The following is a 13,194-nucleotide window of genomic DNA, read 5'->3' as shown; positions in this document are numbered from 1 at the left end:
GATATATGGATAAACTTGCCGCCATGGAGGCCTTTGCTCTGGTTGTAGAAACGGGCAGCTTCACTAGAGCAGCCGAACTACTCGCCCTGCCTAAAGCACGCGTATCACAGCGGGTATCTGACTTAGAGCGCCATTTGCATGTACGGCTACTGCATCGCACCACACGATCCTTAAAACTCACCGAGGATGGTAAAGCCTACTACACCAAATGCCAAGAAATACTGCACGATATTGAGGCGTTAGAAAGCACACTTACCGGCGCCAACACCGAGCCTAAAGGGAAACTGCGTGTAGAGGCTTTAGTGTCTGTTGCTCGCTGGATTATCGCCCCGCACTTGCACGAGTTTCAAACACGCTACCCAGACATTGCCATACAGCTAGGTGCCAGCGACCGTGTCAGCCATTTACTAGAAGACGGTATAGATTGCGCTTTCAGAGGTGGCCCGTTAGAGGACTCCAGCCAAATCGCTCTACACCTTGCCGATGTACAGTTTGGGCTGTACGCCGCGCCTGAATACCTTAACAAAGCAGGCATACCCAAACACCCACGAGAACTGTACGCACATCAGCGACTATCTTGGTTTGCGGGCCAACGCCACCCTTTGGCCTGGGAGCTCTATTCGAACACAGACGTGTGTAATGTCCCCCACAATGAGGGGCTACAGTTTGATGATCCCGACATTGCGATGACATCGTGTATCTCCGGTGCGGGCATCTGTCCGGGGTCGCCCTTTGCCGTCAGAACTTTTATACAAACAGGGGCTCTAATACCGGTATTGCCACTCTGGAGTTTCAAAGCCCGCCCTATACATATCCTGTACCCCACCAACAAGCACCTTTCCAAACGTGTGCGCTGCTTTGTGGAGTGGGCACGGGAGCTTATTCAAGGCAACCCTACCATTCCCATGTCGCCATCCGAATTAACCAAGGCGCTATCCAAGCACGCTTCAACGTAAGCAGTTTCTGCTACCCTACGCCACCTTTAGCTATAGGCCTACGTCCTTACTAACTCTCGGTCTACAGTTGGGGTTTTATGATATGCCCCCTTCTACACAGAATCTTCCCTACAGCATAAAAAATAAAAACCGTTATTTCGTACGTTATACTGAGCGTCTAAAAACTTTTCTCTGCCCATATGCGACGATTTATCGTCCTCTTTTTACTGTTCGTCCTGCCCATTCAAGTATTAGCTGAGTCTTTAGCAGACTTACCTACGGTACCCCATACCGCCGCGACCACGGAGGTCGCTGAAACGGCAACCAGCACTGACAAAAGCATCTTCAAAAGCACCTCGTTTTTCCCAGACAAACCTCAGGGACAACAAGCTGTGCATGCCGACCTTAGTGACTCAGTGAACAGTGCAGAGCTGTACGTACACTCTCCATTATTGTTTGAGCAATGGCCTAGCTATAGTGCTCAAACCTCTCCGTTAGCGTACCCACCACGACGAAAACCGCCCCGCATTTAACCTGATCAACACGCACACCACATGCGTTGTAGGTTTTGCCCATCCCTTTTCAGGCGATGGTACTGCATCACGTTTTACTTAATTCTGTAGGCGTCATATGGAATGGCTTTTAGACCCCAATATATGGGTGGGTCTGCTGACTCTGGTTGTACTGGAAATCGTACTTGGTATTGATAACCTTATTTTTATCGCCATCTTGGCTGATAAACTCCCCCCGCACCAACGTGATAGAGCACGCTTAATAGGCTTATCGCTCGCCTTGGTGATGCGCTTGGGCTTACTCACCATCGTCTCATGGTTAGTAACACTCACAACACCCCTCTTCTCTATTGCATCCTATTCATTCTCAGGACGCGACTTAATTCTGCTCTTAGGTGGTCTTTTCCTATTACTTAAAGCCACGTCTGAGCTGCACGAACGCTTAGAAGGCACACCACATCAAGAAAGTCGCTCTAAAACCTACGCCAGCTTTGCCGTGGTTGTGGCACAAATCATTGTGTTGGATGCCGTATTCTCGTTAGACGCGGTTATCACTGCCATTGGTATGGTGGATGAACTGCCTGTCATGATGGCTGCCGTGGTGATCTCTATGGCCATGATGATGTGGGCGTCTAAACCTCTAACGCGTTTTGTTAGCGCGCACCCTACTGTTGTGGTGCTGTGTTTAAGCTTCCTCTTGATGATAGGCTTAACGCTAACAGCGGAAGGCTTAGGCTTCAAAATCCCTAAAGGCTATTTATACGCCGCCATCGGCTTCTCTATTGTGATTGAGTTCTTCAACCAATGGGCCCGTCGTAGTTCCCTTAAAAACGATGCGCGTTTGCCGTTGCGCGATCGTACTGCTGACGCCGTTTTACGCTTGTTGGGTGACCGCAAACAGGCTGAAAACACAGACAATGAGGCCCACGACGAGCAAAGCACTGAGCAAGCAGCTTTTGGCCCAGAAGAACGCAACATGGTGAGCGGCGTTCTCACCTTAGGTGCTCGTTCTATTCGCTCCATCATGACCCCACGTGCCGAGATATCGTGGGTCAACTTGGATGACCCGCCCTCCGTGATACAGCAACACTTACGTGAAACGCCGCATAGCTTCTTCCCGGTATGTAGAGAGCAATTGGATAACACCTTGGGCGTGGCGCGAGCCAAAGACCTCATGGCCGACATGCTTGATGGAGCCGACTTGCAGAAGTTGCCTTCTTTGCGTGAACCTATTGTTGTTCACGACTCTACAGGCGTCTTGCAAGCCATGGATGTACTCAAAAAGTCACGTGGTCAGCTAGTTCTGGTCACCGACGAGTACGGCACCATTCAAGGCCTACTGACCCCTATCGATATATTGGAAGCCATTGCCGGTGAGTTCCCTGATGAGGACGAACACCCCACTATTGAACGTATAGCACCAAACACATGGCGTGTAGACGGTACCACCGACTTACATTACCTCGCTCAAACGCTAGAAAGTGACACGTTACTCTCTAGTGCCAATGGCTTTAGCTCCATAGCCGGACTCTTGTTAGATGTATTTGGCACGTTACCCGAGGTTGGCGCGACGACCAAGCTAGATGATTTGCACGTTGAGATTACAAGCATCGTCAACCGACGTATTGCAACGTTAGTCGTGACACGCTCAAGCTAATCAGCTAGCGCTATACAGACCAATCAGGCTTCTGCATCACAATGCCGAGGCCTGGTCTTAACGCCCATAGTTGCGCGCATACACCTCAGCCCCCATCGCCTCAATCTGCTGCTCTACCAAAACGTTGAAGGGGGTTAGTAAGGGCTGAAAATCATGTTCTGGCTCTAACACCGTCAAGGTGCGAACGATGGCCTCTATGGTCGCTACCGCAGCCGTCTCTGTGGCCTTACGTACTCTATACGAAGACGGCTCGCCAACAGGCAAGCTAAGATGCGGCAAACGACTGAGCAACGGGTTGGACTGAATAATTTTCCGTGCATTACGCCACGTACCATCCGGCACAACTAACAATGCAGACTGCCCTTTATCTATAGCGGCTAATGGCTGCTCTCTACTGTGCTCCTTGGCGGGGAACAATAGAAATGCGCTGCCAACGGCGGCAAGTTTTTCTTCCAACTGAGGAAAATGCTCTCCTACTAGCAACTCGGCCTGCTCTAAGCCCAACACCGCCAGACGCGCGGTATTTAATGGGTGCTTTTGCTCATCAGGGTGCTGCAACACCAGCACGCGAATGCGATTAGGCACCACGCTAATATGTGCACACAAACAATGGGTTACGGGTCGCGTGCAACGCTCACACATGGGGCGAGCCGCTTTTTTTGATTCAGACATAATCTTGCTACTACTAGACCTACTAGCCAATGTAGAAACGCAGCCCCTACTAGGACGCCCTACTCAACATCGCATGTGGTGCTATCAGCCTGCGTAATGATTCTCTCCGTCCACGGTGACGGTCGCTAAAATAGAGTGCGCAATATAGCAGTTCTCGTGGGCCTGCTCATGGTTTTTAGCAATTTCATCTTCGCTAGGTTGATAATTGCCCGAAAACACAATCTTAGGTTTTAAAACGATCTCGGTGATAGCCATTTTACCGTGGCTGTTCTTTCCCATCGTGCCCTGCGGATTGTCATCGTAACTCTCTACTACCCACCTTTTCTTTGCCGCCAAGCCCAAGAACCACAACATATGGCAACTGGAGACTGCTGCCACCAGAGCCTCTTCGGGGTCTACTGCCGCTAGGGTTGAATACGGCAACGGTACTGAATGTACAGACGACGAGGCAGGAATACTTACCCCCTCATCAAAGCTCCAGTGATGCAATCTGCTGTACTTGTTATCAGAAAAGGCTTCATCAGGCTGGCGTTGCCAGTGGACGCGGGCGAAATAGGCATGGCTCATAGAGTGCTCGTAACACGGTAATGGATTGATTCACTAGCTTAATCCAGCTTCCAAAAGGCAGCAAACACAAAGCACCACGCGACACACAATCGTTGAACAACTAGGAGAAGCCCTTATTTCAAGTTTAAACATTACAGAACTACTCTAATAAATCAAAAATGAGTAATGTATTAACCGCTATCCCCGTATAGCGCTTGGAGACAACCAGTGCGATCCTCTGCTTTGAAAAAAACAGCTTTTAGTTTGAGTTTATTGGCCAGCGCCCTACTTTCAGTCGCCCATGCGGCCCCCATAACAGTAGAAATCAACCGGGATGCTTACGGCGTACCTCACGTTTTTGCCGACAGTAACTACGGCCTGTTTTACGGCTATGGCTATGCGGTCGCACAAGATCGCCTCTTTCAATTGGACATGGCACGCCGATCCTTTGTAGGGACGACGGCAGAAGTATTAGGGCCTGGTGACAACAATGTCTACCTGAACTACGACATCAATGTACGCCGCAACTTCAACCCCGCATCTATCAATAAACAGCTCGCCGCCTTACCAGAAGAGGATGCCAACATTTTCAAAGGCTATGCTGACGGTTATAACGCGTATCTAGCCTTAGTGCTCAACAACCCCGAGTTACTGCCTAAAGAGTATGTGGATTTCGATTTTTCACCCACGTCTATCTCTGCCTTTGATGTAGCCATGATTTGGGTAGGCTCAATGGCGAATCGTTTTTCTGATGTGAATCTGGAAATGGGGTCGTTAAGTCTACTCAACGATCTAAAAGCCAAACACGGTAAAACAGAGGCTGAGCGCATTTTTAATGAGCTGTTATGGGTGAATGACCCCAACTCCCCCACCACCGTACCTGCATCAGACACTGAAAAATCCGTGTCCTACCAACAGCCCGCACCACAGCAATTGGTAGCCCTATCCACGGATACAGCACAATCCATTTTGCAAGACACAGCAACACGTTGGGGTGGTAACGGCCCAGACTTTGTGCCCAAAGCCAGTAACCTCTGGTCTACCCAACCACACCGCGTATCAGAAAACGCCACTGTTTTGATTAACGGCCCACAATTCGGCTGGTATAACCCCAGCTACACCTATGGCATAGGCTTGCACGGCGCGGGCTTCAACGTCTCGGGTAACACACCATTTGCATACCCGATTGTGCTATTTGGTACCAACAACCAAATCGCCTGGGGCGCAACCGCTGGCCCACAAGATGTGGTCGATATTTATCAAGAGCAACTAAACCCCGATAATCCAGCGCAATATCGCTACAACAACGAATACCTAGACATAGAGGAGCGCCAAGAAACCATTAAGGTTAAGGGCCAGCCTGATACCGTCGTTACCTTGCAGCGCACGGTACACGGCCCTGTGATGGCCGTCGATAATCAAAATAATGTGGCCTACAGTAAAAAACGCAGTTGGGACGGCTACGAGGTGCAGTCTTTATTGGCATGGCTCAATATTGCCAAAGCCCAAAACTGGGAAGATTTCTTAGCCCAAGCTGAAAAGATGGCCATTTCTATCAACTGGTATTACGCCGATAAGAACGGCAACATAGGCTACGTATCGCCCGGCTTTCTGCCTAAACGCCCCGCAAACCAAGATATGCGCATCCCAGCCTTGGGCGATGGCAGCATGGAATGGGAAGGCATACATGACTTTAGCGCCACGCCTAAGGCTTACAACCCTCAGCAAGGCTACCTAAGCAACTGGAATAACCGCCCTGCACCCGACAAAACCAACACCGATGCGTACTACTGGACTTACGGTGATAGGGTGAATGAGTTAAACGTGCAATTCGCACAAAAAGACACATTCACACTGCAAGAGATTTGGGACTTTAACCGTCAAGCGTCGTACCACGACGTGAACTGGCGTTACTTTCAGCCGCACTTACAGGCGGTTGCTGCCAAGCAAACAGCCAGCTCACCCACTCGTGACATGACAACGCTATTGCTGCAGTGGGATGGCATGGAAACCGACGATGGTCACGGTGTTAACGCCGGCCCTGAACGGTTGATTTTTAAAACCTGGCTAGAGGAAATGTACAAGCTGGTACTCGTACCTGTCTTGCCTGAGGCGCATCAAGCCAGCTACACCAATACAGGGTTTGCTACCACCAATGGCCCCAACCCTGGTTCTATTAACCTCAGCATGGGGACCAAGGTACTGTTGCGCGCACTGGAACTAGAGCAGCACCCCGATCCACAACGCCATAACTTCTTTGAACAAAAACCTTCCATCGAGGTCATGCAGCAAGCCCTAGAGAATACCTATCAACGCTTAAAAGCGGAGCAAGGTGACGATATGGCTAACTGGAAAATGAGCAGTTCAGTTCATAAGTTTAGCGATCGCAACTTTACCGGCACCCCACAAACCACAGCGGGTAATACGTTCAGCTTCACGGGTTACCAAAACCGAGGCACAGAGAACAACCGCATTGTGTTCTATGATGACAAAGTCGAGTTTTGTGATGCGATGCCTCCGGGCCAAAGCGGTTTCATCGATAGGCATGGCAAAAAAAGCCCACATTATGAGGATCAACTCGCCTTATATCAGAACTTTGGTTGCAAACCGGTGAGTTCAACCGTGGATGACATCAAAGCCACCACGGTAGAAAGCACGGTATTGACCATCAAGCACTAACACCTCAGCACGACTTAACATCGGTATATGAAAACCCTCAGCTCAGCTGAGGATTTTTCACATCACTCATCGACTATAAAGACCATTTCAAGCCAGTCCACGCAGGCCGTGGCATATAATGGGCAGCGAGCGATGGCCTACGCAATAGCCAGTTTGCCGTGTTTTACCCTATTACTGATTTCTTTAGACGATGCCTTTACGCATGTATTGGCATCGTTATTTGTATCCAAACAAGGACCTGAACAATGGATTTGCCCGCCCACCAATTAAGCATGACTGTATTAATGACACCCGATACAGCGAACTTTTCCGGAAACGTGCATGGTGGCACCATTCTCAAACTGCTGGACCAAGTGGCCTACGCCTGTGCTAGCCGTTACGCCAAGAGCTATGTGGTCACACTTAGCGTGGATCAAGTGACCTTTAAACAGCCCATTCATGTGGGCGAATTGGTGACCTTCTTGGCCAGTGTTAACCACACCGGTACGTCCTCTATGGAGATAGGCATCAAGGTGATTGCCGAAGACATACGCAGCGGCATTGTACGTCACGTGAATAGCTGTTTCTTCACAATGGTTGCGGTTGAAAATGGCAAACCTATTGCCGTACCTTCTCTACAGCCTCAAACAGATGACGAAAAACGCCGCTTCTTAGCAGCGCAAGTACGACGCGAGTTACGCCGTGAGTTCGAACAGCGTCAGCGTGAGGTGCAGGCCAAAACCTCCCCCGCTCTATAAGTAGACAACGCAGATGCCCACCTACCAAAAATGTAGGTGGGCATTTTTTTGCCTTAACTCTATACAATCCGCTTGTTGCGTCTAGTTTCCAAAAAACAAAACACAAAACTCCCGTATATTTACACTTGTACTGTCTCTGACCTTCTTTTTATTGCAGCTTCTACGTGTCCCGTTCTCTATTCTCAAAAGCCACACTGTGCATTGCCTTAGCCTTCTCTGGTTTAACCGGCTGCTCTATGTCGGACTACTATGCCGAACAAGCCGAATGCTTAAAACCCCAAGGCCCCTATCCAGCGTCATGCGGCGTGAACTATAACGGCCCTACAGGCGAATTGGTATTGAGCCAAGACACCACCGGCGGCAACCCTGACATACGCTACTTAACCGCTATGCAAAGCTTTTACCCTGATGCCCCTATCAGCGTCGAACAATTGGTAGCCGTCGCCAAAGCCGCAGAACAGGGGGATGAGGGCTCTATTATGGCCTTGGGCAGGTTGTACTATGAGATAGGCCATCACTACACCACCTGTAGCGTGGTGAAAACTGGGCAGAACTGGCTCAAACTCGGCAGTGACATGCAATTACCCCATCCTAAAGTCCTGCTATCGCAGCACTATTTCAGTGGTATTTGCATGCCTATCAATGTTACTAAAGCCTTGCAACTCGCCCGCGAAGCACGGGCTATTGATGACGATCCCATCATCATTGAATGGTTAGAGTACGCTAGCAACCCAGACAACCAAGTATTAGCGGAACGCGAACGCGCACAACAGCTAGAAGTGCATCAAGGGAAACGCCTCCCCTAAGCCATTTACACAGTTCTAACATTAGAGAGCCGCTTAACGTAGCGGCTTTTTAAATACCTAGACTATCAAATTTCGCACTTATTTTTTTAGCCTGAACCAAAAGAGCTTCTAAAGCTTGCTGACGTTCTGCCTCGTTATACCGCGAGCGTAAACCTGACACCATTAATGAGCCATAAATCTTACCAGTCTGGCTTAACACAGGCACAGCCACCGCCGCCACATCAGGATCACGCTCGCCTAAAGAGACATAAAAACCTTGTTTTTTAATCTCAGCATCGTGTTCGGCACCTGGCTCATACGCCAATAATATTCGCCCTGTCGCCCCCACGTCTAAGGGCAGCAAAATCCCCTCTTCCAGATGGTGCCTCGCAGAGCGTGGCGAGTTCTGCCTATACAAACACTGTCTACGTTCGCCTTGCCGTATGTAGTAGGCCGCTGTCTCACCAGTGTGTTCTACCAACTCAGCCAAGATCGGCCTGACGAAAGCCTCGATATCAAAGGCCTGCTTGTACAACACACCTAGCTGAAACAAAGCGGGCCCCAGTCTATAAGTACCGCCTGCAGTCTTCTGTATATAGCCAAAGAGTTCTAACGATCCTATTAAACGCAGGATCGTACTTTTGTACAGGTCTGTTTTAGTTGCTAGCTCGGCCAAGCTTAGTTCCGCATTGCCTTCCTTAAAAGCATTCAAGATAGACAACGCCCTTTCCACCGATTCAACCCGATTGTTTTTTTGCGTCATGGACTGCTTACACACTCATAAAAGACTGGGGAGAAAAATGAACTAAGGGTTTTTCTCTACCAAATTATGTTGACGATGAAGCGAATTGTAAACTACTTTCTCATTACGTCAAACAGAACGTATGTTCTATTCTGCGGAACGAAATATTTATAGGGAGCCCTTGAGGTGTCAGAAGTTTTATCAGGGATACGCGTTTTAGACTTAACCAATGTACTAGCTGGACCATACGCTTGTTATTTGCTTGCGCAGCTTGGTGCCGAAGTAATCAAAGTAGAACGCCCAAAAGTGGGGGACCTTGCACGTCAGCTCGGTGCAGATGCCACATTGAATCAACAACAAATGGGCACATCCTTTCTGGCTCAAAATGCAGGTAAGCAATCGCTAACGCTTGATCTTAAACACCCGCAGGGCAAAGAAATCTTTTTAAAGCTTGTGGCTAGCGCAGATGTATTAGTAGAAAACTTCCGTGCAGGCGTGATGGATCGGCTTGGACTATCGTATGCAGCCTTAAGTGAGGTCAACCCAAAACTTGTGTACTGCTCCATCTCTGGTTTTGGCCAGGATGGCCCTATGGCTCCGCTACAAGCCTATGACCAGATTGTGCAAGGTCTGTCGGGAGTCATGAGCGTTACAGGTGATCAAGAAACTGGTCCACTCCGCGTGGGTTACCCTGTGTGTGACACCATAGGCGGGCTGAATGCAGCTTTTGCCATTAGCTCGGCTTTAGTGAAACGCAGTAGTACTGGACGTGGCGATTTCATCGATGTGTCTATGCTGGAATCTACGCTAGGTACTATGGGTTGGGTGGTATCTAATTGGCTGATTTCTGGTGTACAGCCCACACGGCTTGGTAACCAAAACATGACAGCCGTACCCTCTGGTGCCTTCCGTACACAAACCAGCTTGCTCAATATCGCCGCCAACCAACAAGCGCAATTTGAACGTTTAGCACAACTGGTAGGTCGCGAAGACTGGCTTACTGACCCCCGCTTTAAAGCACGTGAAACCCGTAAACAAAATCGCTTGTTGTTGAATGAAGAGCTGGAGGCCGCTTTAAGTACACAAACAGCAGAATACTGGGCTGAACTGCTAAACCAACACGATGTACCAGCAGGAGTCGTGCAAGACATCCCTACCGCATTGGCGCATCCGCAAATGCAAGAACGTGAATTCATCAAAACCTTGAAAAATCAAGAAGGTAAAAAAATCAAGGTTGTGCGTGCTGGATTCCGTTTGCATTCAGGCGATCCAGCCCCCGATTGCTACCCTCCACTGCTAGGTGAACATACTCACGCCCTACTGGGTGAGCTGGGCTATAGCTCGGACGCGATTGAACAACTCGCACAGGACTCCATCATTTAAGGAATCAGCACATGACCTCCACAATTGACCCTAAAGCACAAGCTGCCCAATGGTGGGCCACCGACATCATCAAGATGAGCCCTGGCGTAATTCAGTTTCACGGTTACCCCATTCAAGACTTGATTGGCCAACTAAGTTTCACGTCCATGATTTGGCTCATGCTGAAAGGCGATGTTCCCAACCCTGAACAAGAGGCTTTGTTTAATGCAGCACTGATGGCAGGCGTAGATCACGGCCCTCAAGCCCCTAGTATCGCTATTGCTCGTATGGCGATGAGTTGCGGTGTAGGCATTAACAACGCCATGGCATCCGCCGCCAATGTGCTGGGTGATGTGCATGGTGGTGCAGGAGAACAATGCTTAGAATTTTTCCAACGCATACAACAAGCCATAGAAAGCGGGCTAGACCTAGACAGCGCCATACAGAACGAATTGCAAGCCTTCTTCGCCTCAGGCAAAAAGTACGTGCCGGGTTTTGGACACCGCTTCCACCCTGTTGACCCTAGAAGCCGTCCATTGATGCAACTACTAGAAAAAGCGGAGCAAGCACAAGCTACCACAGGCAACTATAGAGAAATTGCCCTAGGAGTAGAACAGCACATCGCCAAGCTAAAGTCTCGTCCAGTGCCTATGAATATAGATGGAGCGACTGCCGCTATTTACGGTGCATTGGGTTTTCCTGCTGCCTTGTGTAGAGGCCTGTTCGTATTGTCACGATCCGTTGGGATATTGACGCACGCATGGGAGCAAAACCAATCCAACACACGTAATAAAGGTCCTATGCCCAAAGGATGGCTATGGTCATACACCGGCACGCCGGAACGAAACCTGAATACGCACGAAGTATAAAAAGCAATGACACCTACAGTACTGATTACTGCTGCAACCATCAGCCAAGCCGCTATTGATTATCTTCAACAAGCCGGCTGCAAACTGTTATTTTTGCATTCTGAGGATAAACAAGCTGAGGTAGAGCAGCTTGCCCGTACACAATCCATAGACGCCATTTTGTCTAGAACATACAAAATCACCCACGACCTCATTACGCATTGCCCGAGTTTAAAAGTGATTGCTAGGCACGGAATAGGCTACGACAACGTAGACATTTCTGCCGCCAGTGAGCGTGGTATTCCCGTATTAGTCACCCCAGGTACAAATGCTCAAGGTGTTGCTGAGCTATGCCTTGGCTTGTTGTTAGCCTGCGCACGTCAGATCCCGCAAAGCCATGCAGCTGTTCGACAAGGCTTATGGCCTCGTGCAGGCCAAGGTAAAGAACTGTACGGTAAAACTCTAGGGCTAGTCGGCTTAGGACGTATTGCTCAACACGTAGCCCTACTAGCCAACGCACTAGGAATGCGCGTGCTGGCATACGACCCCTTTATTACAGACTCTCCTTACACGTTAACTGCCACATTAGACGAACTGCTTGCTCAGTCTGATGTGGTGTCCCTGCATTGTCCTGCTCAAGAGAACGGCCACCCCCTGTTCACAAGCAGCACTTTCGCGCGCATGAAGCCTGGCAGCATCTTAATTAATACTGCTAGAGGCCAATTAATTGATGAAGCCGCGCTTGCAAAAGCCATAACCAGTGGTCAGCTTTACGCTGCTGGTTTAGACACCTTAGCCACAGAACCGCCTGCCAGCAATCACCCTTTCTTTGCACTGGATCGTATTGTGCTCAGCCCACACTTAGGCGGCAGCACAGATCAGTCATTAGAACGTACCGCCATGATGGCCGCGCAGAACTTACTGGATTACCTCAAAAACAAAACCATCGATGAGGCCACACTAGTAAACCCCCAATACAGACAAGGAGCCACAACAACATGAACAACTACTTAATACAAGCACAAAATGCCGAATGGCCAGCAGGTTTTGTAATGAAGCCTCGTGTGCAAACACTGTCAGCTGAGCTGCTAGAAGCGTACCAAAGCGTACCTACAGCACATATTAGTGATAGTTTGGGACGCTTTCACGGTAGCAATGGCCTACACGATTATCACGGCGCCATCCAGCGCGGAGGCTTATGCGGTAACGCTGTTACGGTTAAAACACGCCCCGGCGATAACCTGATGATCCATGCTGCTATTCTTAGCGCCCAACCCGGTGACATTATTGTTGTTGATGCTAGCGAAGATTTGTCTACTGCCGTGATTGGTGGCTTGATGCGTACCACGGCGATTGCCAAAAAAATTGGCGGCTTTGTTATTGATGGAGCAATTCGCGACATAGAGGAATGGGCAGAAGGAGACATGCCTATCTATGCCAAAGGACATACACATAAGGGCCCTAAAAAAGAAGGCCCAGGTGAGCTCAACACACCTATTGCCTGCGCGGGCATGGTTGTAAACCCTGGTGATTTGATTGTCGCCGATGCTGATGGCGTAGTTTGCGTCCCAGCTAGTGATGCCCAAGCTCTGCTTACACGCTGCCAAGAGTTAGGGCGTCATGAAGAAAAAGTACGAACTCAAAACATGGCCGGCACGCCAGACGTAGATCGTTTTCTCACCCTACTACGCAAGAAAAACTGCCCTTTGTAATGCCACA

General features: G+C 49.4%; 14 protein-coding genes. 11 read left to right on the top strand and 3 right to left on the bottom strand.

All coding sequences use genetic code 11. The features are described from left to right. The first annotated feature begins 5 nt into the window (after nucleotides 1–5). From ACLPHM_RS02640 to ACLPHM_RS02630, 3 genes are all read left to right on the top strand, one after another. Nucleotides 6–956, top strand: a complete 951-nt coding sequence (locus ACLPHM_RS02640) for a LysR family transcriptional regulator (protein WP_430219723.1) — start codon at nucleotides 6–8, stop codon at nucleotides 954–956. Nucleotides 957–1,135: 179 nt separating this feature from the next. Next, nucleotides 1,136–1,468: a hypothetical protein gene (locus ACLPHM_RS02635; protein WP_430219722.1), complete on the top strand. Its 333-nt coding sequence runs from the start codon at nucleotides 1,136–1,138 to the stop codon at nucleotides 1,466–1,468. Nucleotides 1,469–1,565: 97 nt separating this feature from the next. Next, nucleotides 1,566–3,104, top strand: a complete 1,539-nt coding sequence (locus ACLPHM_RS02630) for a TerC family protein (protein WP_430219721.1) — start codon at nucleotides 1,566–1,568, stop codon at nucleotides 3,102–3,104. Nucleotides 3,105–3,161: 57 nt separating this feature from the next. On the opposite strand, the gene ACLPHM_RS02625 is transcribed toward ACLPHM_RS02630, so the two are convergent. Both ACLPHM_RS02625 and ACLPHM_RS02620 read right to left on the bottom strand, forming a co-directional pair. Continuing rightward, a complete protein-coding gene (locus tag ACLPHM_RS02625) occupies nucleotides 3,162–3,776 on the bottom strand; it encodes a tRNA-uridine aminocarboxypropyltransferase (RefSeq protein ID WP_430219720.1) in 615 nt (204 codons plus the stop codon). A gap of 84 nt (nucleotides 3,777–3,860) precedes the next feature. Further along, nucleotides 3,861–4,343, bottom strand: coding sequence for an OsmC family protein (locus ACLPHM_RS02620; RefSeq protein WP_430219719.1), 483 nt, complete (start codon nucleotides 4,341–4,343; stop codon nucleotides 3,861–3,863). A gap of 207 nt (nucleotides 4,344–4,550) precedes the next feature. Here ACLPHM_RS02620 and ACLPHM_RS02615 point away from each other — a divergent pair, with 207 nt between their 5' ends. The 4 genes from ACLPHM_RS02615 (at nucleotide 4,551) to ACLPHM_RS02600 (ending at nucleotide 8,544) form a co-directional block, all read left to right on the top strand. Beyond that, entirely contained in the window at nucleotides 4,551–7,001 is a 2,451-nt protein-coding gene (locus tag ACLPHM_RS02615) for a penicillin acylase family protein (protein WP_430219718.1), read from the top strand. Between the two features lie 132 nt (nucleotides 7,002–7,133). Further along, on the top strand, nucleotides 7,134–7,271 hold the full coding sequence (locus ACLPHM_RS02610) for a hypothetical protein (protein WP_430219717.1): 138 nt from the start codon (nucleotides 7,134–7,136) through the stop codon (nucleotides 7,269–7,271). Beyond that, nucleotides 7,247–7,738 carry an acyl-CoA thioesterase gene (locus ACLPHM_RS02605; protein WP_430219716.1) on the top strand — a complete coding sequence of 164 codons (492 nt, stop codon included), beginning with the start codon at nucleotides 7,247–7,249 and terminating at the stop codon, nucleotides 7,736–7,738. Before ACLPHM_RS02610 ends, ACLPHM_RS02605 begins: the two co-directional genes overlap by 25 nt. A 164-nt stretch (nucleotides 7,739–7,902) precedes the next feature. After that, nucleotides 7,903–8,544 (top strand): hypothetical protein, encoded by a 642-nt coding sequence (locus ACLPHM_RS02600; protein ID WP_430219714.1) that lies wholly within the window; start codon nucleotides 7,903–7,905, stop codon nucleotides 8,542–8,544. 49 nt (nucleotides 8,545–8,593) lie between these two features. On the opposite strand, the gene ACLPHM_RS02595 is transcribed toward ACLPHM_RS02600, so the two are convergent. Further along, complete coding sequence (locus ACLPHM_RS02595; RefSeq protein WP_430219713.1) at nucleotides 8,594–9,286, bottom strand: IclR family transcriptional regulator; 693 nt, start codon at nucleotides 9,284–9,286, stop codon at nucleotides 8,594–8,596. A gap of 165 nt (nucleotides 9,287–9,451) precedes the next feature. Here ACLPHM_RS02595 and ACLPHM_RS02590 point away from each other — a divergent pair, with 165 nt between their 5' ends. Genes ACLPHM_RS02590 through ACLPHM_RS02575 form a run of 4 tightly spaced genes read left to right on the top strand, consistent with a single transcriptional unit; the run spans nucleotide 9,452 to nucleotide 13,187 of the window. Beyond that, nucleotides 9,452–10,648, top strand: coding sequence for a CaiB/BaiF CoA transferase family protein (locus ACLPHM_RS02590; protein WP_430219712.1), 1,197 nt, complete (start codon nucleotides 9,452–9,454; stop codon nucleotides 10,646–10,648). Nucleotides 10,649–10,659: 11 nt separating this feature from the next. After that, a complete protein-coding gene (locus tag ACLPHM_RS02585) occupies nucleotides 10,660–11,496 on the top strand; it encodes a citryl-CoA lyase (RefSeq protein WP_430219711.1) in 837 nt (278 codons plus the stop codon). 6 nt (nucleotides 11,497–11,502) lie between these two features. Further along, entirely contained in the window at nucleotides 11,503–12,477 is a 975-nt protein-coding gene (locus tag ACLPHM_RS02580; protein ID WP_430219710.1) for a hydroxyacid dehydrogenase, read from the top strand. Beyond that, nucleotides 12,474–13,187, top strand: a complete 714-nt coding sequence (locus ACLPHM_RS02575; RefSeq protein WP_430219709.1) for an RraA family protein — start codon at nucleotides 12,474–12,476, stop codon at nucleotides 13,185–13,187. Before ACLPHM_RS02580 ends, ACLPHM_RS02575 begins: the two co-directional genes overlap by 4 nt. The last annotated feature ends 7 nt before the right edge of the window (nucleotides 13,188–13,194 follow it).

The sequence above is a fragment of the Paenalcaligenes sp. Me131 genome (assembly GCF_050487225.1).
Taxonomy (GTDB): Bacteria; Pseudomonadota; Gammaproteobacteria; order Burkholderiales; family Burkholderiaceae_B; genus Paenalcaligenes.
Note: the sequence above shows the minus strand (reverse complement) of the source record. Positions and strands in the feature narration are given on the sequence as shown.